The organism is Kushneria phosphatilytica, from assembly GCF_008247605.1.
GTDB classification, from domain to species: Bacteria; Pseudomonadota; Gammaproteobacteria; order Pseudomonadales; family Halomonadaceae; genus Kushneria; species Kushneria phosphatilytica.
On sequence record NZ_CP043420.1, the window covers coordinates 1,171,458 to 1,192,898 of the forward strand.

The following is a 21,441-nucleotide window of genomic DNA, read 5'->3' on the forward strand; positions in this document are numbered from 1 at the left end:
CGGCGCTGCATCGCTTCAGTCCGGCAGAGAGATACAGCCTCCCTGCCATTCGAAATGAATCGGCCAGAGTCGCTGACGTCCGGGGTCGAAGGTTTGCCAGAGTTCGGCGAAGGACCGGCCTTCAAGTGGATGATGGCGCTGCGGGCAGAGTTCGGCGAGCGGCCGTAATACGAAGGCATTACGGGTGATTTCCTCGCGCGGCAGGTGGACGCCATCGATGATCCCGACGTGGTCATCGACCAGTAGCAGATCAATATCCAGACTGCGGGAGCTGAATTTCGGTGCATCATGTCGCCGGCCCTGCGCCTTCTCGAGGGTTTTGCTCCAGCGTGATAGTTCACCGATGCTCAGATCGGTCCTGAAGCCCACCACCAGATTGAAGAAGTTACGCCCGCTGCTGAAACCGACCGGTTCACTTTCGAAAACCCGTGAGATGTCCAGAGACCCGAATTCTCCTTGCAGAGCATCAAGCGCTGCGCCGAGATGACGATAACGGTCGATATTGCTGCCCAGCCCGCTCAGTACATAGCTCATCTCAGCCCTCGCGCTGTCCGCGTTCGATGCGAATGCCGACGAACGCGGCATCAACAACCGCGCCAGGCTTTCGCAGCGTCAGACGCACCCAGGTGACCCCAAACGCCTGCTGCAACAGTTCGGCCATGCGTTCGGCAAAGGTTTCCACGAGTTCAAAGCGGTGTTCGTTGCAGAATTTCTGAAGCCGTGCACTGATGGCAGCGTAATCGAGCGTGGCAGAAAGATCGTCATCCCGTGCGGCACGAGCAATATCACAACCCAGCTCCAGATCGAGCAGCAAGCGTTGATGAATCTGTTGTTCCCACTTGTAGACGCCGATCACGGCTTCCAGTGCCAGACCCTCGATCAGTACGGTATCCATGATGCTTTCCCGAATAAACGTCAGGAGAGATTGGCGGCTGACGGAGATGTCAGCTCATGTAGTGGCCAGCGGGCAACGGCGCGCATCGAGCCGGGGTCGCACTCGCCGGCCAGCAGTCGCTGGGCCCCGGCATAGGCGATCATGGCGCCATTGTCAGTGCAGAAGCGGCCGCGTGGATACCAGACCCGGGCGCCGCGGCGTGCCAATGCGGCATCGAGCCGTTCCCGCAGGCGTCGGTTGGCGCTGACGCCGCCAGCGGCCACCAGTCGGGTCAGCCCGGTCTGCTCCAGTGCACGGCGGCACTTGATGACCAGCGTATCGATCACGGCCTCTTCGAAGGCGAGCGCAATATCGGCACGATCCTGATCGCTTGCAGGATGCGTCTCCTGCAGCTTGCGGAGTGTCGTCAGGGTATGGGTCTTCAGCCCGGAGAAACTGAAATCGAGTCCGGGGCGGTCCGTCATCGGTCGTGGAAAGCGAAAACGCTCCGGGTTGCCCTGCTCGGCCAGGCGAGCGACATGCGGACCACCCGGATAGGGCAGGTCGAGCATGCGTGCTGTCTTGTCAAAAGCCTCGCCGGCGGCATCGTCGACCGACTCTCCCAGTAGCCGATAACAGCCGATGTCCCGGACCTCGACCAGCTGGGTATGGCCGCCGGAGACCAGTAGCGCGACAAAGGGGAACTCGGGACGATCCTCTTCCAGCATGGGGGCCAGAAGATGTCCTTCCATGTGATGAACGCCCAGTACCGGTATCTGCCAGGCCTTTGCCAGCCCATGAGCTGTCGAAGCGCCTACCATCAAGGCACCGATCAGGCCGGGACCCGCGGTATAGGCGATGGCATCCAGCTCGCCTCTTGCCAGCCCGGCTTCGCTGAATACCTGCTCGATCAACGGCAACAGCCTGCGCACATGATCGCGTGATGCCAGTTCGGGTACGACGCCCCCGTAAACGGCGTGAAGATCGGTCTGACTGTGTAGCGCATCGGCCAGTAGCCCGCGTTCGCTGTCGAACAGGGCAACACCGGTTTCATCGCAGGAGGTTTCGATGCCCAGTACGCGCATGGCCTCGCTCTCCGGAAATGGCGTGATGGCCGCCCGGCGGACGGCAGTGATTGAGGCGCATTCTACCCGCTGGGGGCGGCGCCGTCAGCGACATGCACAAGTTTGCAGTCAGCATCGCTGAAGAGTACAATGCTTGACCTTGCAAGCCGGGCTGTGCATCAAGGCCGCGTCATGGGCCTGGCGCTGCAATCGTGAAAATCGGGCTTTTGCAGTGCGATTTTGCGATGCAAGTGCTCCCGGACCGTTGATGACGGTATTGAGCACATTCATGACTGAAACGTTACCTTAAGGTGGTGATTGCTTAATGCCTTCTGTCAAAGTACGTGATAATGAACCGTTCGACGTAGCGCTGCGGCGCTTCAAGCGCTCCTGTGAAAAGGCTGGCGTGCTCTCCGAAGTACGTCGTCGTGAGCATTACGAAAAGCCGACAGCCGAGCGCAAGCGCAAGGCAGCAGCTGCCGTGAAGCGTCACGCCAAGAAGCTGCAGCGTGAACGCAAGCGTTTCGAGCGGATGTACTGATCGCCCAGGCGAATCGGTACTGCGTACGAGAAGCGGTCGCCCGCCGCTTCTGGAGGGATGACGAACGGCCGCTCTAGCGGCCGTTTGTTTTTTAACAGGGCCTGTTGGTTCAACAGAAGCCTCGATCCTCTTCATGCTGCGTTCTCCCTGCATGTATCTGACGTCTATCCGGCGTTGATGACAATGCAGACATGAGCGAACATGGATAACTGATCATTCGGATAACCATGATCGGATCGGCTACTGAGATCGGTTTGCCACATCCGCGGATGCATCATGGCTGGCAGGATTCCACAACACTTCATCGATGATCTTCTGGCGCGCTGCGATATTGTCGATATCGTGGGAGAGCGTGTGCGCCTGAAGAAGTCCGGGCGTAACCACTCCGGGCTATGTCCCTTTCATCAGGAAAAGACCCCTTCCTTTACGGTCAGCGCCGAGCGTCAGTTTTATCACTGCTTTGGCTGTGGCGCCGGAGGTAACGCGCTGCGGTTCATCATGGAGTACGAGCGGCTGACTTTTCCCGAAGCCGTGGAACAACTGGCCGGTCGCCTGGGTCAGGAAGTACCGCGCGAAGGCGAAAGCGATGTTTCCCGTGAGCGTGCCCGACAGCATGCGCAAAAGCGCGAGGAGGCCGTTAATCTGCTGGAGCGGGCCAATCGCTTCTATCGGCAGCAATTGTTGACGGGGGATAGTGAGAAGGCCATGGCATATCTCCGGCGCCGCGGCGTCTCTGATGACATTGCCGAGCGCTATGCGATCGGTTTTGCACCGCCGGGCTGGGATAATCTCAAGCAGCATCTTGGGTCACATGGTGTCGAGGAATCGGTCCAGGTCGAATACGGCCTGTTGGTGCAAAAGGAAGAAACCGGCCGCAGCTGGGATCGCTTTCGTGACCGACTGATGTTTCCGATTCGGGACTGGAAGGGGCGGACAATTGCTTTCGGTGGTCGGGTGCTGGGGGATGATAAACCCAAGTATCTGAACTCTCCGGAGTCACCGGTCTTTCACAAGGGACGTGAGCTCTATGGGCTGTATGAAGCTCGACAGGCCGCTGGCCGCCCCGAGCGATTGCTGATTGTCGAAGGCTATATGGACGTCGTTGCCCTGGCCCAGTTCGGTATCAATAACGCCGTTGCTACTCTGGGCACGGCGACATCGCAGGAACACCTCAAGCGATTGTTCCGATTGGTCGATGAAGTTGTATTCTGTTTCGATGGCGATGACGCCGGGCGACAGGCCGCTCGACGAGCGCTGGATACAGTGCTGCCAATGATGATCGATGGTCGGCAGGCACGTTTTCTGTTTCTGCCGGAGGGTGAGGACCCGGACTCACTGGTGCGCAGTGAAGGGCGTGAAGGGTTTGAAAATCGGGTGGTCTGTGCCGGATCACTGTCCGAGTTCATGTTCGAACAGGCAGCTCAGGGGCGTGACCTGGGGCGGCTCGAGGACCGTGAGCGGTTTGCCAGTGCCGTGCTTGCCCATGTCGCCAGGCTGCCCGAGGGCATGCTGCGTTCGCTGATGTTGCGGGAACTGTCGCAGCGTAGTGGGCTGGAAGTGGTCCGGCTTGAAACCCTGATGAATAATTCGGGTAATGAGGTGCGCCAGGCCGCACCGATCGAGGACAGCGCTGCAGATCACCAGGTACCCACCGGTTCATCATGGCAGGCGCGTGAGTCGCGTTCGTCCGGACGTGATAACCGCCTGTCATTGCCGGACCAGGCGCTGCATCTGCTGGTGCATGCCCCCGGTCTGGTGACCCGACTGCCTGAAGGCATCGACTGGTGCCCGGAAGGTGATGACGGGCGTTTGCTGGCGGAAGTGGTACAGCTGCTGCGTTCGGGAGGGTATCGCTCTCCCCAGGTAGTGCTGGCGCACTTTCATGGCACCGTTGAGGGGGAGCGGCTATTGGCGCTGATGCGTCGCGAGTTGCTGATCCCTCACGATAGACGCGAGATGGAACTCGAAGGGCTGGTGGGGCGTTTTCGTCGTGACAGCTCGCAGCGTACGCCCGAACGTGAACTTCAGGCCTTGCTGGACAAGGAGCGGGAGGGAGCAAGACTCAGTGACGAGGAAAAACAGCGATTTCGTGCGCTGATCAGCGAGCTGGGCGGCATCGGGGGTTGAAAACCCGGAACTGCACCCTATTAAACATGTCAAGAGCGCTTGAATGCCAAGCGTAACGGATAAAGCTAACACACCTGAATGCAGTAGCAAACGGTTTGGTGGCGTAAATGCCGTCATTCACTATACTGGTCTGACAGTGCGACCGTCATGGTAATCGCGTTCAGGTGCTTCACTCTTCTTCGAGATAGGTTTCTATGGCTGGAATGACACCGCAGTCACGTCTGAAGGAGTTGATCGCGCGCGGGAAGGAACAGGGGTTCCTGACCTATGCCGAGGTCAACGACCATCTGCCCGAGGATATCGCCGACCCTGATCAGGTCGAAGACATCATCGGCATGATCAACGACATGGGTATCAACGTCGTTGAAGAGGCGCCCGACGAAGACACTCTGATGATGTCCGACCAGTCGCCGGATGAATCGGCTGCTGAAGAGGCTGTCGCTGCGCTGGCCGCCGTTGAAAGTGATGTCGGTCGTACTACTGATCCGGTGCGCATGTACATGCGTGAAATGGGTACGGTCGAGCTGCTGACCCGCGAAGGCGAGATCGAGATTGCCAAGCGCATCGAGGAAGGGACTCGTCAGGTCATGGCGGCACTGGCTTACCTGCCTGGCGCTGTCGATTCGATTCTGGATGCCTATGATGCCACTCAGGATGAAGAGGCGCCCGGTCGGTTATCCGATCTGTTTTCCGGATTCATTGATCCCGATGAAGGTGTCCCGGGTGTGGCCGAGGTTGAAGAGCCCGAGCCTGCTCCTGCCGAGGAAGACAGCGGTGATGTCGGTGATGATGGCGACGACGAGGACGATGACGAAGAGAGTGACAGCGAAGAGTCGTCCGGCGACAGCGGCCCCGACCCGGAGCTGGCCCGTGTGCGTTTCGAGCAGCTGCGTGAACAGAACGAGCGCGTTCGTGCCGCACTCGAAAAGCATGGCCTGAGTTCGAAGGAAGCAACGGCTGAACAGGAACGGCTGGCGGAACTGTTTGCGCCGATCAAGCTGGTGCCGCGTCATTTCGAGCGTCTGGTCGGGCAGATCCGGCTCAGTGTCGGTCAGGTGCGTGATCAGGAAAAAACCATCATGCAGACCGTGGTCAAGCGCTGCAAGGTGCCGCGCAAGACCTTTATCGCCTCTTTCCCGGGCAGCGAATCCGATACGGCCTGGCTCGATCATTTCATCGAGAAGAACGGCAAATATGCCGAGGCGCTGGAAGGCTGGCGCAGCGAAATCCTCCGTGCTCAGCGCAAGATCGCCTTCGAGGAAGAGCTTGCTCAGCTCCCGGTAGGTGAACTCAAGGAGGTCAATCGCCGCCTCTCGATCGGTGAAGCCAAGGCCCGTCGTGCCAAGAAGGAAATGGTCGAGGCCAACCTGCGTCTGGTGATCTCGATTGCCAAGAAGTACACCAATCGCGGCCTGCAGTTCCTGGACCTGATTCAGGAAGGCAACATTGGTCTGATGAAGGCCGTCGACAAGTTCGAGTATCGGCGCGGTTACAAGTTCTCGACTTACGCCACCTGGTGGATTCGTCAGGCGATTACCCGCTCCATTGCCGACCAGGCACGGACCATTCGTATTCCGGTCCACATGATCGAGACGATCAACAAGCTCAACCGGGTCTCCCGCCAGATGTTGCAGGAGATGGGTCGCGAGCCGACGCCCGAAGAACTGGGCGAGCGCCTTGAGATGCCGGAAGACAAGGTGCGCAAGGTGCTCAAGATCGCCAAGGAGCCGATCTCCATGGAGACACCGATCGGCGATGACGAAGACTCGCATCTGGGCGATTTTATCGAGGACGGCACCATGGTGTCGCCGATCGATTCCGCCACGGGTGAAGGCCTGATTGAAGCGACCCGCAATGTGCTGGGTGGTTTGACGGCTCGCGAGGCCAAGGTGTTGCGCATGCGCTTCGGTATCGACATGAATACCGATCACACGCTGGAAGAGGTCGGCAAGCAGTTCGACGTCACTCGCGAGCGTATTCGCCAGATCGAAGCCAAGGCGTTGCGCAAGCTGCGACATCCCTCTCGCAGCGAAGCTCTGCGCTCCTTTATCGAGGAGTAGGCAAGCCTTTGCAGACTGCGTAACGATCCGGTCAGGGGCGCTCCATGGAGCGCCCCTTTTGTTTTCCTGCCTAACACTGACCCGACCGAGTCACGCATGAGTGACAATCGCTACTGTTGTGGGCGTTTCAGTTCATCGAGCAGCCAGTCATGGACGGCGCTTATGCGCGGATCATCGAGAGCGCCGGGAGGGTGGACCAGTACATACTGCTTGCCAGTGGCGATACGTTCGCGGAAAGGGGCTATCAACTGACCTGAAGAGATTTCATCACTCAACAGGGTGCGGCGTGCAATTGCCACTCCCATGCCGGCAATGGCCGCGGCAATGGTGAGATCATGACGATTGAAGGTATAGCCGCGTTGGACATTGATCGCCGGGGCGCCGATGGCTTCGAGATAGGCCTCCCACTCGGCATGATCGCTGCTGCCCCGCCAGGCGGTGACATCATGCAGTAACGGATACCAGGCCAGGTCGGCCGGCTGACGCAGAATCGGTCGGCCGCGTAGCAGCGAAGGCGCGCAGACCGGGAAGATTTCTTCGGCCATCAGTGGGGTCGTACGCATGCCCGGGTAAACCCCTTCGCCGAGATCAATGGCCAGGTCGAAATCTCCGTTGGCCAATGACTGACTGCTGTCCTCGGCCTGCAGGCGCAGGTCCAGTTCCGGGAGCCTTGCTCTCAGGCGTGGCAGTCTGGGCAGCAACCACCGGGCAAGAAAGGAGGGCAAGGCCCTTAATCGGATCTCGCCACTCATCAGGCTGCGTGAAAGTCGCTCGATCTCCTGATCCACTTGCCCGTAGGCATCGATGACCACGCTGGCCAGACGCTGTCCCTCCGGTGTCAGAGAGAGGCGCCGGTGATGGCGATGAAACAGCCGAAACCCCAGCCGGGCTTCGAGCTGCTTGATCTGCTGGCTGACCGCGCCCGTGGTGATGTGCAGCTCACCAGCCGCCTGGGTAAAGGAGAGACACCGCGCCGCTGTCGCGAATACGTGGAGCCCACCATGCATTGCACCATTGAGTCGGGGCATGGCCACCTGCTTCGGTTTAGTATTACTAAATAGATGCTTAGACAATATCGCTTGAGACTGGGAGATAAAAGCATAAACCTGTCAGTCATACGTGATGTCTGAGTCAGCTGATTTAGTTCTGCTTACAACAATACGGGAGCCCTGACATGCCTATCAGCGTCTTCGAACTGTTCAATATCGGCATTGGTCCTTCCAGTTCCCACACCGTGGGCCCGATGCGGGCCGCCCGGCGGTTTCTCGAGTCACTGCAGCAGCGCATTGCTCTGGAGCGGGTGAGCGGGATCGAAATTCATTTGCATGGCTCTCTGGCCGCCACGGGGCAGGGCCATGGCACCGACCGGGCAGTCATCATGGGACTGATGGGTGAACAGCCCGACCGTATTGATCCGGCGATTATCGATCCCTGTATCGAAGAACTGTTGGAAGCGCAGACCCTGCGGCTGGACAATCGTGTTGATGTGCCCTTTTTGTGGGGGCGTGACCTGCACTGGTCGCAGGAACCATTGCCCCGCCATCCCAACGCCCTGACGCTGGTGGCCTGTTTGCCCGGTGATGCCTGCTTTTCCCAGACCTGGTATTCGCTCGGAGGCGGCTTTGTCGTCGAGGCCGGAGAAATCGATGACGAGGCATCACTCGACGAGACGGTGGCGTTGCCTTACGAGTTCAATAGTGCTGATGAGCTGCTTGAGCTGTGCCAGCAGCATGATCTGAGTATTGCCGAGCTGATGCTGGCCAATGAACAGGCCTGGCACAGCGAGGCGGAAATTCGTGAGCGACTGCTGACCATCTGGCAGGCGATGCAGGCCTGTGTTGAGCGTGGTCTGCATCAGCAGGGCACGTTGCCGGGAGGGTTGAACGTACCACGTCGGGCACCCGGGTTGTATCAGCGGTTGCAGCGTAACGAGCGCAATCTGATTGCTACCACCTTTTCGGCAATGGAGTGGGTCAATCTCTATGCGCTGGCGGTGAACGAAGAGAACGCCGCGGGCGGGCGCATGGTGACAGCGCCCACCAACGGCGCCGCCGGGATCGTGCCGGCAGTACTGCATTATTGGATGCAGTTCGAAGAGAGTGCCTGCGAACGCGGAGTAGTGGATTTTCTATTGACGGCCGGCGCGATCGGTATCCTGTGCAAGAAGAATGCCTCGATCTCCGGTGCCGAAGTGGGCTGTCAGGGAGAGGTCGGTGTGGCGTGTGCCATGGCGGCAGCGGGGCTTGCTCAGGTAATGGGAGGCACCCCGGCTCAGATCGAGAATGCTGCCGAAATCGGCCTTGAGCATAATCTCGGTCTGACCTGCGATCCGGTCGGCGGACTGGTACAGGTACCCTGCATCGAACGCAACGCCATTGCCTCGGTCAAGGCAATCAATGCGGCCCAGTTTGCTCTGGGGGGCGATGGTACCCATTTCGTCTCGCTGGATCGGGTGATCCGTACCATGCGTGATACCGGGCGTGACATGCAGAGTGAATACAAGGAGACCTCGCGCGGCGGCCTGGCCGTCAACGCCATCGAGTGCTGAGAATGTCAGTGGCTTGAGAGCGAAGGCGTACCGGGCGTCGACATGCGTTCGACCAGGAAATCGACGAACTGGCGCACTCTTGAAGAGGGCTGACGGTGGCGGGGATAGACGATCCAGGCACCGGTATGCGGATAGCGGAAGGCTTCGAGGACACGCTCCAGCCAACCGGTCTGCAAATGTTCATCGATCAGATCTTCTGGCAGCTGTGCCAGGCCCATGCCCCGAGTGACCGCATCCAGCATGGCCCGTGAAGAATTGGCCTGCCAGTTGCCGGTCACCCGGGGTTCACGACGCTGACCATGAACTTCGAACAGCCAGTGATCGTCAGCGCCGGTCAGACAGTTGTGCCGGGTCAGATCGCTCAATGTCGCGGGACGGCCGTGCCGTTTCAGATAATCCGGGGTGGCCACCACATGCAACGGACGTTCGCATAGTCGGCGGGCAATCAGGGTCGAGTCCTCCAGCACACCGATCCGAACCCCCAGATCGAATCCTTCTCCGATCAGATCGAACGATTCGTCCGTAAAGGTCATCTGCACGTCAAGCGTGGTATGGGCGTTGGCAAATTCGTTGATCAGTGGAGCGATATAGCGCTCGCCGAAGACCGGAGGGGCGACCACCCGGAGGGTGCCGCTGGGCTCATCACGCAGGGTACGAACTGCCTGCTCGGCTTCGGCCAGCCCACTGAGCATCGGCAGGCAGCGATCAAAGTAGAGCAGGCCGGCGTCTGTCAGATGGAGTCGGCGTGTGGTGCGATAGAGCAGAGGCACGCCAAGCTGCTGTTCAAGCTGGCTGATCAGGCGGCTGACGTGTGAAGGCGAAACCTTGAGGTGACGGGCCGCCCGCGAGAAGCTGCCCACGCGCGCCACTTCGATGAAGGCTTCAATCCGATCCCAGCGCTGCATGATGTCCCTCGCTTCCCGGTGATTCTATCTGCCACGTTCGTTGATCAGCAGGTGCTCCAGGACGGCAGCGGTCTGCAGGATACGAGCGTCTTCTCCTCTGGGACGGGCCACCATCAGACCCAGTGGCAGGGACCGGTCATGCGGCTGGAACGGCAGAGAGAGTGCACAGGCATCAAGATAGTTGAAAACATTGGTGTGACGCAGCGCCCGCCGATTGGTCTCCATGAACAGCGATCGGTCACGCTCCAGGGGCGCCCGTTCAGGCGGCAGCAAGGGGGTGGTGGGCAGCAGTACACCGTCAAAACCGACCATCTCTCGTTGAAAGCGTTGTTGTAGCGTCTCGCGCGGCCAGAGGCGTTCGAGATAGTCGTGCGCCGTGATCGCCACGCCGTCACCGAGTCGTTCGGCGACGATGGGATCAAAGCGCTCCGACATTGTCGCCAGACGCTCATGATGCAGAGCGGCAGCTTCCGGTACGACCAGACCGCCCCGGGCGTTGATGGCGACAGTCTCTTCGATGGCTTCGATCGGCAGTCGTTCGAGCTGACAGCCCTGTGCTTCAAGCTGCGCGCAGGCTCGGTCGAAGAGGGCACGAACCTCATCATCGAGCTCTTCGAACAGCGCTCCCTGTGGCAATGCCAGCCGCAGTGGGCGCGGTGAGGCGTCCAGGTCCGGGAGCCTCTGTTCACTCAGGGCTGCCCATAGCCTGGCGCAACACTCCACGGTGGGGGCGATGGGACCGACACAATCGAGACTGGTTGATAGCGGCCACGCGCCTTCGCGCGGCACGCTCTCCTGGCTGGGCTTGAACCCGGTGAGGCCGCAGAAGGCGGCCGGCACTCGCAGCGACCCCCCGGTATCGCTGCCCAGGGTAGCTGCTGCCAGGCCCAGGGCGACTGAAGCTGCCCCGCCCGAAGTTGAACCACCGGGAATGCGCGCAGCATCGAAGGGGTTGGGCGGGGTGCCGTAATGTGGATTGAGCCCCAGCCCGGAGAAGGCGAATTCGGTCATGTTGGTGCGACCGAAAGCCAGGGCGCCGGCGCGGCGCAGCCGAGTTACGGCTGGCGCGTCATGCGCTGACACCGGTTGATCGTCAAGAACGCGAGATCCCGCTCGCGTGATCTCGCCGCGAACATCGAAAAGATCCTTGAGGCTGATCGGGACACCCTCAATGCCGCTGGCTAAGGGCTCGGGATCCGCCATGGTGGCATGCTCCAGCCGCTCCAGACCGGGGTCGAGAAAAATGGTGTCGCGGTCCGGATGATTGCGAATGCGTTCCACCAGAGCACGGGTGCTCTGTGCGGGTGAGAAATCGCCACGCTGCCAGGCAGTCATCAGCTCGGCCAGCGAGCGCTGGCGTACCGGGCGTTGCCAGAAGGCGTGGGCCTGAGAAAGCTCTGTCATTACGTTATTGTCTCGCCCTGTAATTATTGAACGATCGGCAGAACATCAATGGTATAGCCATGCTCGATGCGCCTGTTGTGTACGGGGTCGAGCAGTGCCATGTCAAAGCGACGGCTCGAGCGTACGCCACCGCGAGCTGGCACGGTACCGCACCATAGTGCCGTATGCGGTGCAAGCTCACCATTACGAGCAATTTCTTCGGGTAGACGGGCGAACAGCTCCGCGGGATCAAGCAGTTCCGCCAGGGTGCCATGCTGGTAGCAGACGGACTCTCCCGCTTCCTCGATGTGGCTCTCCAGCAACAACTGATCCCAGTGTGGGCGGATCTCATCAAATGCCCAGATGTCGCGACCGATTGGCTTGGCGCAGAGCTGCTTGGATTCGGCGACGCCCACGGCTTCAAGCTTGCGGTCAGTATGATCGGAGCCAACTGTTACCCACAGTCGCCCCTCTTCATCACTGAGCAGACAGACCTCGACCTCACCGGAACCGGCTTCTCCCAGCATCTGGATCCTGGACTGCTGGGTGACAAGCCATTCACTGCAGCGGTAAAAAAGCGGTGTGGTTGAAGGAGGCTTGACGCCAAGTTCGGCCAGTTCATCGATATGATGCTGAACTGCCGTTTGATCGCGTCCTGCCCAACCGGCGATGGCAATCCGGTGAATGACAATCTCGTGGCGTTCACTGCCGTGGTGGAAGACCGGCATGGGTATCTCCTTGTGAAGGTTGCAGGGTTCAGAGCGCGTTCGGTAGCCACAGTGCCAGTTGTGGCCAGAGGATCAGGATGATCGCCAGTACCAGCATGGCGACGATATAGGGCAGGGTTCCCAACACAACGTCACTGAAGGGGCGCCCGGGGCGCGACGCCTGAACGATGTAGAGATTGAGTCCTACCGGTGGTGTGATCAGCGCCATTTCAATGAACAGGATCATGACCACGCCGAACCACACCGGATCGAAACCGGCGGAAAACAGTAGCGGAGCGACGATGGGGAGGGAGATCACCATCAGTGACAGGGTTTCGATGAAAAAGCCCAGCACAATGAACAAGGCCAGGACAGCCAGTAGCAGAGCCATATCACTGAGCTGTAGTGAATTCAGCAGGTCGGTAAGTTTGCCCGAGAGCCCGGCTGAAGCCAGCGCGAAATTGAGAAACGACGCCGCCAGGATAATGAACAGGATCATCGCGGAGGTCCGCACGGTATTGTCCAGAGCGGCCAGCAACATGCGGTGATCGAGACGTCGGTTGCAGGCAGCCAGAATCAAGGCAACCACGACCCCCAGAGCCGCTGCTTCGGTAGGCGTGGCCCAACCGAGGTAGATGGAGCCGACGATGGCGATGAACAGGGTCAGCAGCGGTAACAGGAAGGCGGAGTGGCGCAGACGCTCACGCCATGAAGAGCTTCGGCTCGGGCCCCCCAGGGCAGGGCGCAGATAACATAGTAAAGCGGAGGTCAGGAGAAACAGCAGGGTCAGAATCAGCCCTGGTATCAGCCCGGCCATGAACAGTTTCGGGATCGAGGTCTGGGTGAGAAAACCATAGACGATCAGATTGATCGACGGTGGAATCAGAATGCCCAGGGTGCCGCCGGCGGCGATGGTGCCGCAGAACAGGCGTGGATGGTAGCCGAGTTGCTCGCCCTGTGGCAGGGCAACAGTGGAAACGGTCGCTGCCGTGGCTACCGAAGAGCCGGACGTTGCTGAAAACAGCATCGACGTCATGACATTGGCGTGCAGCAGGCCGCCGGGTAACCAGGACAGCCAGTGATCCATGGCGCGATAGGCACGTTCGGCAATGCCGGCGCGCACGATGATTTCTCCCATCAGAATGAACAGCGGAATGGCGATCAGCAGAAAGGAGTCAGCAGCCGACCACAGGTTCTGGCCCAGGGCGCGTAGCAGCGGAAAGAAGGCAAAGAACTGATCAACGCCAAAGGCCAGCAGAAACAGTGCGACTGCCACGGGAATGCCGGTCAGTAGCAGGGCCAGAATCCCGATCGATAGAAAGGCCAGCATCAGCGTGACTCCTTCATCGATGACGGATCCGGGTCAGTAGACGATACGGTTTCATCGTTCATGCCGATCAGGGTGGTCAGGGTGGGGCGATCTCCCATGAGGGCTGCCAGCAGACTGCGAACACCCAGCACCGAAGTGGTCAAGGCAAACCAGCTGTAGCCGAGTACCCAGATCAGCTGGGGGATCCACAGCGGTGTCGAAAGCGGGGTATTGGCCGTGGCGTGGTTGTGCAGCGAGGTGGCAAGCACTGGCCAGGCATGCAGCATGATCAGCCAGCTCACCAGATTGAGCGCCGAAATGGCGACCAGATCGAGTACTGCCTGAAGCCATGTCGGCAGCCGTGAATAGCCCAGATCGATACGGATATGCGCCTTCTCGATCAGGGTATGCGCCAATCCCCAGGAGGAGAGAATCGCGAGCATATAGCCGGAGTATTCCTGAACGCCATCCAGTGACTCACCGGTCAGTTTGCGGCGAATCACTTCCAGGGTGACGAAGGCGACCACCGCCAGCAGCGCCAGTCCGATCAAGCGGGCGGCCCAGCGTGACAGCAGTCGGGTCAGGGCGACCAGACGGTCGCAGGCATGAAGCAGGGCAGTCATGAGTTCCCCTCCGCGATGGACCGGGCGGCTGCCCGGTCGTCAGCGTTGGTGTCAGTGCCTGATGAGCGGTGTCAGGGCGTCGGTACCTTGAGGTCGACGATGGGGCCGACCTGGTTGTTCCAGGCCTTGCGGGTGGGGGCATCGACCCTGGCTGCCCACGCCGGCAACACATGATCCCCGAGTGCCTCGCGGGCATGCTGTTCGTCGGCCTTGCTCGGTTCCACCAACGTCATGCTGGCCGGTTTGCCGTGCTCACACTGCCCACCCTGCCCGGTGAGGCAGGCAATACCCTGTTGCGTTTCGGTATGGGCGTTTTCCCAGACCGGTTTGACGAAGTTCTGCTGAATCTGCTCGGTCAGCAGTTGCTGCTGTTGCTTGGAAAGCGCATTCCAGCGCTTGTTGTTGATGGCTGTAAGCACATAGTCCCATCCGCCGATCGGCAGCGGCATCAGGTAGCTGCTGACATCCTGCCAGCCGGCACTGTAGCCGGAGAGTGAGCCGGTCACGGCACAATCGATGACCCCTCGCTCCATGGCGCCGGGGACTTCGTTGAAGGCAAGATTGACACTGTTGGCGCCAATCGCCTGCAGGAATTCGCCGGTGGAACGCCCGCTGGCGCGCACTTTTTTCCCCTTGAGATCGGCCAGCCCCTTGATCGGTGTATTACAGAACACGATCTGCTCGGGATAGGGCACGATGGCCAGGGCATGGCTGTCAAAGCGCTGATTCATGGTGCGCTGAGCGATCGGCATATAGGCGTTGGCAACCCGGTGTGCAGTATCGACATCCGGTGCCATCATCGGCAGATCAAGTCCTTCGAGTTCGGGCGCATCACTGACCACGTAATCTGCCGAGGTCATGCCGACATCAAATAGCCCATTGGAGAGGTAGCGAAAAACATCGGAGCTGGCGATGCCCATCTGATCGAAGGTGGTCATCTGGACATTGAACTGGCCATCACTGGCTTCGGGCAGGGTCTTCGTCCAGAAGGGCTTTTCGAAATCCTGGTGCAAGGCAAGGCTGCTCCAGCTGCCCACTACCTTGAGGTCGGTCGCCGCCAGCGCACTGCCGGAAGAGGCAAACAGTGCGGTGGTCGCCAGCGTCCAGCCCAGTGAGGTGTGCCTGAGCCAATTGGAGAGGTGTTGCAATGATGCCATGGGATACTCCCTCTATTGTGATTGTCGGAGCTCGGTAGCCGGATCGCGCCGCGATCTCAGCTGTATTTCAGGTGGGTGTTGGGGACATCGGTGATCAGCATGTGACCCGGACTATGAGTAATGGCCAGAGGCAAACGAGCATTTTCCAGCGCTACCTGGGGAGTAACGCCGCAGGCCCAGAATACCGGGATGTCACCGGGCTCGATGACCGGCGGGTCACCGAAGTTGGGGCAGCTCAGATCCGTAATGCCGAGCTGTTCGGGGGCACACAGATGTATCGGGGCACCATGTACCCGCGGCATGTCACTCGTTACCTGAACGGCGCGAATGGCATCACCCGGCGGCATGGGACGCATCGACACCACCAGGTGCCCATGGAAGGCGCCAGCCGGAGTCAGTTCGATGCGAGTGCGATACATGGGTACATTGCGCTCGTGGAGGATATGTCGCACCGGTATGCCATCAGCGAGCAGCGCCTGTTCAAAGGAAAAGGAACAGCCGATGGCAAAGCCCATCATATCGTCCTGCCAGAATTCGCGGATATCTTCCGGCTCATTCACACAGCAACCATCCCGATAAATTCGGTAACGGGGCAGATCGGTACGCAGGTCGATATCGGGCGCCAGACTGGGCAGGTGAGGATCACCCGGTTCGGTGACACCCAGTAGTGGGCATGCCCTGGCATTGGCAATACAGAAGCGAAGAAAGTCATCGCCGTACTGCTGAGGCAGGATCACCAGATTGGCCTGTGCATATCCGTCGGCGAGTCCTGCCGTGGGGCCTTTCCAGCGGCCATGGCGGATAGTGTCCCGGATGGCATCAGGGGTGCCGGTGGGGCGTACAGCAGCAAAATGGCTCATGGCTGATCTCGCTTGTTGTTGTCCATGGCCGGTTGTTGGCCGGCGCGAGCATCTCCTGTTCAAGCTATCCGCTGGGCGGTCATCATTCAAATCGATTTTAATGATTATTGATGATCGGCAAATCCTTTCATTTTTTCATGCTGTGCGGCTTCATACCGGTGCCCAATGGATGTTCGAGTTGATCGCACCGGGCGATATCGATCGCCAGTGAAGTCAGTGATTCTGCGAGGGTTCGCTCCATGTCCTGCTGCCAGGACGCGGTAAAATCGAGTTCCGGCAGGTGGCAGGGCAGGTTGATCAGCGCGCCTTCAAGGATCTCCTGTTCGACCAGACGAGGCGGAATGGCGCCGATACCGAGTCCATCCAGGGTCATGCGAACTACCGTCGATAGCGAACTCGAGCAGTGCAGCTTGACACTGTCGAGGCCATGCTGACGCAGCAGTGAACTGAGCTCATGATAGGGTCGACTGTTACGGGCGAAGGTAATGACGGCATGACCGCGTAGCGCTTCAAGCGTGAAGTGCTCCGTGCTCAGGTCTGTTCCGGGTGCTGTGACCATGCCCATGGCATAGCTGCATAGATAGCGGTTGAGCACATGTTCAGCAGTGACGGGGCCCATCAGAAATGCCATGTCGAGATCATGAGCGGTGAGTCGGGCCGCCAACCCGGGCGAACTGTCCACTTCCAGTTCCAGCGTCATCTCTGGAAAGCGATGGGCAATTTCGTTGAGCAGATCGGGGAGCCAGCTGTGCGCAACACTTTCCACTACGCCCAGTCTGAGGGTGCCGCTGAAGGCGCTGGGCTTATGCAGCATGGCAACTGCCGTCTGGCGATCGGCCAACAGTTTCTCGGCATGGCGCAGAAAGATGCGACCATGCGATGTCGGTTTGATCGGCCGCTGGCCACGTTCAAGCATGGGTTCGCCGAGTAGTGCTTCCAAACGGCTGATGCGCTCGGAGATCGATGGCTGGGTCAGATGCAGATGCGCAGCGGCGCGACGAAAGGAACCCAACCGCACAATCCAGACAAAAGCCTCCAGCTCCTTGAAATCAAACACGCCCGTGGTCTCTTTGGTTGCTGAAGTATTGAAATTCCTGTCACGGCAAGCGTTGGGGGGAGTGTCAACGCCCTGTTTTACGGATACTTGTTCAATTATTGCCATGCAGCAATGGTGATTTGCGTCATGATTGTCAATTGTTGCGATGACATGACGCTTATGGAGTGCATAGTAGAGCCGTGTGCAGGGCGTTTCGACGCGACGTCACAATAACAATCAATGCCGTTCAAGACGACTTGTGGAGGTGCCTTTCATGGCAACGGTTGGTGACACAATGCCCGGTGAAAATAACGGGCACAGGCCCATGACGGTCGGTTTTCTGCTGCTCAATGATTTTACCCTGATCTCCCTGGCCTCTGCGGTCGAACCACTGCGCATGGCCAATCAGCTGGCGGGAAAAGAACTCTACTGCTGGTATACGCTGACCCATGATGGTGAATCGGTCAGGGCCAGCGATGGACTCTCGATCACGCCGGATGGCAAGGCCTCTGAAATATCGGGGCTGGACATGGTGGTGGTCTGCGGTGGCGTAGGCATTCAGAACAGCGTTACCCGGGCTCATATCAACTGGTTGTGCAGCCAGGCAAGCCCGACGCGACGACTGGGCGCCATCTGTACCGGCAGCTGGGCGCTGGCTGCTGCCGGGCTGCTGGATGGCTATGAGGCCAGCGCTCACTGGGAATGTCTGGCTGCCATGCAGGAGGCTTTCCCTCGCACCATGCTCTCCACAAGGCTTTATTCGATCGATCGTGATCGCTTTACCTGCACCGGGGGTACGGCGCCGATGGACATGATGCTCAACCTGATCTCACGTGACCATGGTCGGGAACTCTCCGCCGGTATCTCGGAGATGTTCATGTGCGAGCGTATGCGCAGCGAACAGGATCAGCAGCGAGTGCCACTACGTCACGTGATCGGGGCCCGCCAGCCGCGACTGCTCGAGATCGTGGCGCTGATGGAAGCCAATCTGGAAGAGCCGATTGCTCTCGATGAACTGGCCAGTTATGTCAATGTGTCACGGCGTCAGCTGGAGCGCCTGTTCCAGCGTCATCTGGGGTGTTCTCCCTCGCGTTACTATCTCCGCCTGCGCCTGGCACGGGCACGTTCTCTGCTGCGTCAATCGGCGATGTCGGTCATTGATGTGGCTGCGGCCTGTGGTTTCGTTTCCACACCGCACTTCTCCAAGTGCTATCGCGAATCCTTCGGTACCTCGCCACGTGACGACCGCGGCGAAACCGTTCGCATGCAGCGTCTTGAACCACTGCCCAGGGCGATGAAACCGAGTGGCGAGAGACTGACTCCGGTGAGTGCTGCAGCGCTGGCACTGGACCATGCCCGGGGAGAGCCGACCTACGCCAGTCTGGCGTTCTGACTGATGCCTGCGCTGATGAGTCAGCTACCCATCAGCGCAGTCACCATGCCGAACACGGCCACGCCGGCCAGTACGGGCCAACCGAGCGAACGGGTGCGATACCACACCAGTAGTGTGGCACTTGCTCCGGCCAGGGTGGACAGCCAGGCCATTGGCTCATTACCGCTCGGTACCAGCGCGTGTCCCAGTAGTGCGGCGATCATGAGCGGACCAAGCCGGCCCAGCCAGCGTGGCATGGCGTCGTGTCTCGCTTCCTTTGCCCGGGTATGTAGCCGTGCCTGGGCCCAGAACAGCGGCAGCAGTCTCATCATCAGTGTGCCCAGAGCAGCCGCCAGGATGGTCAGCCAGAGCATCATGCTATTCATTATCGTCCCTCATCGGGCTGATCTTCCGTCCAGCTGGGTTGAATTGGTAACAGAGCAGACCGCACAGGGCGGCGATGGGCACGCCGATATGCTCGAGTTCGTTCAGGGTGAAGAGCATGGCCGTGATAACGCTGACCCCCAGTGCGATGGCGCCATGACGTGATGTGCAGTGAGGTACCAGCAGCACCAGAAAGAGTGCCGGGAGTGCAAAGGGCATGACACGTCCCAGCAGCGGCCACTGCATCATCAGCCATTCGCCGGCATAGGCCCCGAGCGCCGTACCGATCACCCAGCTGCTCCAGGCCAGCAGCGCGGCTCCGATGAACCAGCCGATCCGGGCTGATTCGGCAACACGCGGCAGACGTGCCTGCGCCAACGCGAAGATCTGATCGGTCAGACCATGCATCAGCCAGAGCCAGTGTCGACTGCGCGGCAGCCAGGTCGCCAGATTGGGCGCGTAGACAATATGGCGCAGATTGATCAGCAGCGTCATTGTCAGCGCCAGCCACCAGGGGGAACCCGCGGCTATCATGCTGACCAGCACGAACTGCGAAGCGCCCGCGTAAATCAGTGCCGATATGGCGATCGCCTGCCAGGGGGTCAGACCCGCCTGAACAGCGACGAGGCCAAAGGAGATGGCCACCGGCAAATACCCGCCAAGTAGGGGCAGGGCATCGCGCATGCCACTCCGCCAGGGCTTCATGGCCATGCCCTCAGCGCTCATCCGCGAGGCCTCCGCGGGGCATAGAGGATGGTGATCAGCATCGCGACCGGTTGATCGCCGGCTGCGTAGAGATGTTCGCAATCAGCGTTGAACTCAAGCGAGTCGCCAGCGTCGAGTTCCGTTGGTGCTTCGGTAGGACCTACCCGAATGTGGCCATGAATCACCTCGACCCGCTCGCGGGCATGGGGCGTATGCGCTTCGGCAATACGACGGCCGTGCGGATCGCAGTGCATCAGATAGGCATCGACCGGACAGGCATCATCAGTTCCCTGTTCGAGCAGGGTAACGCGCATGCCGCTATCGATCAGGGCGCCTGTCGCCGGGGCGACCAGTGTGCCGAAGGGCACTTCCAGTTGCCGGGCCATTCGCCAGAGTGTATCGAGCGTGGGATTGCCGATCCCCTGCTCGATACGCGAGAGGTTTGATTTGGCAATCCCGGCCCGCTCGGCCAGATGGGAAAGCGACCACTCGCGCTGTTGCCGCAGACAAGTGATGCGTTGTCCCAGTGCCTTCAGGGCGTGCTCTTCCATCTAGGGGGCTCCTGTGATCATCTTGTTCCTTTAATCGAACGTTTTATATATGGAACAGATTGGTGTCAAGTCGGCGCATGATTGGCCATGACGCATTCGGAACACCGGGGTGTCGCTTTTGAAGGCCGGGGACGAGAAGCACGGCGATATGCTGCGACAAACAACAGGGCGCCCGTCAGGCAGACAACGGGCATTGACCTGCAACCGCGTCCGAAGGAGTTCGTCATGGCCACTGCTGCTGCCACATCATCGCTGCATGATGATGCCATCGTGATTGATGGATTGATCATCGCCAAATGGGATCGCGCACTGTTCGAGGACATGCGCAAGGGTGGACTGACTGCGGCCAACTGCACGGTGTCGGTGTGGGAGAATTTCGAGGCCACCGTCAACAACATCGTTGCCGTCAATGCGTTGATGCGAGAAAGCAGCGACCTGGTGAGGCCGGTACAGACCACGCGGGACATCACCCGAGCGAAGGAGGAAGGCAAGACCGGCATCATTCTTGGTTTCCAGAATGCCCAGGCTTTCGAGGATCGGCTGGGTTATGTCGAGATCTTCAAAAAGCTCGGCGTGGGTATCACCCAGCTGTGCTACAACACCCAGAACATGGTGGGCACCGGGTGCTATGAACGTGACGGCGGCCTTTCCGATTACGGCCGTGAGGTCATCGGCGAGATGAACCGGGTCGGCATGATGTGCGATCTCTCGCATGTCGGTGCCAAAACCTCCGAAGAGGTCATCCGCGAATCGCGGCAACCGGTCTGCTACTCCCACTGCCTGCCGACCGGCCTCAAGGAACATCCCCGCAACAAGTCCGACGAGGATCTGAAGTTCATTGCCGATCACGGCGGTTTCGTCGGGGTCACCATGTTCACGCCGTTTCTGAAGGCCGGTGTCAACGCCACCATCGAGGATTACGTCGAAGCGATCGTCTACATCATGAACATCGTTGGCGAGGATGCGATCGGCATTGGTACCGACTTCACCCAGGGCCAGGACGAGGCTTTCTTCGAGTGGCTGACCCACGACAAGGGCTATGCCCGCCGGCTGACCCGCTTCGGCGAAATCATCAATCCGAAGGGGATCAGGACCATCGGTGAATTTCCCAATCTCACTCAGGCGTTACTGGATCACGGGCTCTCCGAGCCGGTGGTGCGCAAGATCATGGGAGAGAACTGGGTGCGTACCTTACGCGACGTCTGGGGCGAGTAATTCACCGAGCCTGTTGCGTT

Annotated in this window: 21 protein-coding genes; 6 read left to right on the forward strand and 15 right to left on the reverse strand. The window is 59.7% G+C overall.

The features are described from left to right. Nucleotides 1–15: 15 nt before the first annotated feature. Genes folK through tsaD form a run of 3 tightly spaced genes read right to left on the reverse strand, consistent with a single transcriptional unit; the run spans nt 16 to nt 1,959 of the window. The gene (folK, locus tag FY550_RS05195) at nt 16–534 is read right to left on the reverse strand and encodes a 2-amino-4-hydroxy-6-hydroxymethyldihydropteridine diphosphokinase (protein ID WP_070976309.1); all 519 of its coding nucleotides are present in this window, start codon (nt 532–534) and stop codon (nt 16–18) included. A gap of 1 nt (nt 535) precedes the next feature. Continuing rightward, nucleotides 536–895: a dihydroneopterin aldolase gene (gene folB, locus FY550_RS05200; RefSeq protein ID WP_070976311.1), complete on the reverse strand. Its 360-nt coding sequence runs from the start codon at nt 893–895 to the stop codon at nt 536–538. A 20-nt stretch (nt 896–915) separates the two neighbouring features. Continuing rightward, on the reverse strand, nt 916–1,959 hold the full coding sequence (gene tsaD, locus FY550_RS05205) for a tRNA (adenosine(37)-N6)-threonylcarbamoyltransferase complex transferase subunit TsaD (RefSeq protein WP_070976313.1): 1,044 nt from the start codon (nt 1,957–1,959) through the stop codon (nt 916–918). Between the two features lie 304 nt (nt 1,960–2,263). On the opposite strand from tsaD, the gene rpsU reads away from it, so the two are divergent. The 3 genes from rpsU (at nt 2,264) to rpoD (ending at nt 6,666) form a co-directional block, all read left to right on the forward strand. Continuing rightward, nucleotides 2,264–2,479, forward strand: a complete 216-nt coding sequence (gene rpsU / locus FY550_RS05210; protein WP_019952611.1) for a 30S ribosomal protein S21 — start codon at nt 2,264–2,266, stop codon at nt 2,477–2,479. A 276-nt stretch (nt 2,480–2,755) separates the two neighbouring features. Next, the gene (gene dnaG, locus FY550_RS05215; protein WP_070976317.1) at nt 2,756–4,606 is read left to right on the forward strand and encodes a DNA primase; all 1,851 of its coding nucleotides are present in this window, start codon (nt 2,756–2,758) and stop codon (nt 4,604–4,606) included. A 194-nt stretch (nt 4,607–4,800) separates the two neighbouring features. After that, nucleotides 4,801–6,666 (forward strand): RNA polymerase sigma factor RpoD, encoded by a 1,866-nt coding sequence (gene rpoD, locus FY550_RS05220; protein ID WP_070976319.1) that lies wholly within the window; start codon nt 4,801–4,803, stop codon nt 6,664–6,666. Nucleotides 6,667–6,776: 110 nt separating this feature from the next. Here rpoD and FY550_RS05225 read toward each other — a convergent pair whose 3' ends face one another. Then, nucleotides 6,777–7,694 (reverse strand): LysR substrate-binding domain-containing protein, encoded by a 918-nt coding sequence (locus tag FY550_RS05225; protein ID WP_070976322.1) that lies wholly within the window; start codon nt 7,692–7,694, stop codon nt 6,777–6,779. Nucleotides 7,695–7,840: 146 nt separating this feature from the next. On the opposite strand from FY550_RS05225, the gene FY550_RS05230 reads away from it, so the two are divergent. Then, entirely contained in the window at nt 7,841–9,214 is a 1,374-nt protein-coding gene (locus tag FY550_RS05230; protein WP_070976324.1) for an L-serine ammonia-lyase, read from the forward strand. A gap of 5 nt (nt 9,215–9,219) precedes the next feature. On the opposite strand, the gene FY550_RS05235 is transcribed toward FY550_RS05230, so the two are convergent. The 8 genes from FY550_RS05235 to FY550_RS05270 all read right to left on the reverse strand — a co-directional run bounded on the left by FY550_RS05235 (nt 9,220) and on the right by FY550_RS05270 (nt 17,215). Next, nucleotides 9,220–10,119, reverse strand: a complete 900-nt coding sequence (locus tag FY550_RS05235; protein WP_070976327.1) for a LysR family transcriptional regulator — start codon at nt 10,117–10,119, stop codon at nt 9,220–9,222. A gap of 24 nt (nt 10,120–10,143) precedes the next feature. Continuing rightward, complete coding sequence (locus FY550_RS05240) at nt 10,144–11,523, reverse strand: amidase (RefSeq protein WP_070976329.1); 1,380 nt, start codon at nt 11,521–11,523, stop codon at nt 10,144–10,146. Nucleotides 11,524–11,546: 23 nt separating this feature from the next. Then, the gene (locus FY550_RS05245; RefSeq protein WP_070976332.1) at nt 11,547–12,230 is read right to left on the reverse strand and encodes a DUF2848 domain-containing protein; all 684 of its coding nucleotides are present in this window, start codon (nt 12,228–12,230) and stop codon (nt 11,547–11,549) included. A gap of 28 nt (nt 12,231–12,258) precedes the next feature. Then, nucleotides 12,259–13,539: a TRAP transporter large permease gene (locus FY550_RS05250; RefSeq protein ID WP_070976334.1), complete on the reverse strand. Its 1,281-nt coding sequence runs from the start codon at nt 13,537–13,539 to the stop codon at nt 12,259–12,261. Continuing rightward, the gene (locus FY550_RS05255) at nt 13,539–14,141 is read right to left on the reverse strand and encodes a TRAP transporter small permease subunit (RefSeq protein ID WP_070976336.1); all 603 of its coding nucleotides are present in this window, start codon (nt 14,139–14,141) and stop codon (nt 13,539–13,541) included. The genes FY550_RS05250 and FY550_RS05255 overlap by 1 nt, the downstream gene beginning before the upstream one ends. Nucleotides 14,142–14,212: 71 nt before the next feature. After that, nucleotides 14,213–15,298 (reverse strand): TRAP transporter substrate-binding protein, encoded by a 1,086-nt coding sequence (locus FY550_RS05260; protein WP_070976338.1) that lies wholly within the window; start codon nt 15,296–15,298, stop codon nt 14,213–14,215. Nucleotides 15,299–15,354: 56 nt separating this feature from the next. Beyond that, complete coding sequence (locus FY550_RS05265; RefSeq protein WP_070976340.1) at nt 15,355–16,158, reverse strand: putative hydro-lyase; 804 nt, start codon at nt 16,156–16,158, stop codon at nt 15,355–15,357. A gap of 127 nt (nt 16,159–16,285) precedes the next feature. Next, nucleotides 16,286–17,215, reverse strand: coding sequence for a LysR family transcriptional regulator (locus FY550_RS05270; RefSeq protein WP_070976343.1), 930 nt, complete (start codon nt 17,213–17,215; stop codon nt 16,286–16,288). Nucleotides 17,216–17,468: 253 nt separating this feature from the next. On the opposite strand from FY550_RS05270, the gene gbdR reads away from it, so the two are divergent. After that, complete coding sequence (gene gbdR / locus FY550_RS05275; protein WP_084387926.1) at nt 17,469–18,587, forward strand: choline metabolism transcriptional regulator GbdR; 1,119 nt, start codon at nt 17,469–17,471, stop codon at nt 18,585–18,587. 20 nt (nt 18,588–18,607) lie between these two features. On the opposite strand, the gene FY550_RS05280 is transcribed toward gbdR, so the two are convergent. The 3 genes from FY550_RS05280 to FY550_RS05290 are packed head-to-tail and all read right to left on the reverse strand — an operon-like array spanning nt 18,608 to nt 20,206. After that, nucleotides 18,608–18,952: an AzlD domain-containing protein gene (locus FY550_RS05280; protein ID WP_070976345.1), complete on the reverse strand. Its 345-nt coding sequence runs from the start codon at nt 18,950–18,952 to the stop codon at nt 18,608–18,610. After that, nucleotides 18,945–19,676 carry an AzlC family ABC transporter permease gene (locus FY550_RS05285; protein WP_070976348.1) on the reverse strand — a complete coding sequence of 244 codons (732 nt, stop codon included), beginning with the start codon at nt 19,674–19,676 and terminating at the stop codon, nt 18,945–18,947. The genes FY550_RS05280 and FY550_RS05285 overlap by 8 nt, the downstream gene beginning before the upstream one ends. Next, a complete protein-coding gene (locus tag FY550_RS05290) occupies nt 19,673–20,206 on the reverse strand; it encodes a helix-turn-helix domain-containing protein (protein ID WP_070976350.1) in 534 nt (177 codons plus the stop codon). The genes FY550_RS05285 and FY550_RS05290 overlap by 4 nt, the downstream gene beginning before the upstream one ends. A gap of 225 nt (nt 20,207–20,431) precedes the next feature. On the opposite strand from FY550_RS05290, the gene FY550_RS05295 reads away from it, so the two are divergent. Further along, complete coding sequence (locus FY550_RS05295; RefSeq protein WP_070976352.1) at nt 20,432–21,421, forward strand: dipeptidase; 990 nt, start codon at nt 20,432–20,434, stop codon at nt 21,419–21,421. Nucleotides 21,422–21,441: the final 20 nt, after the last annotated feature.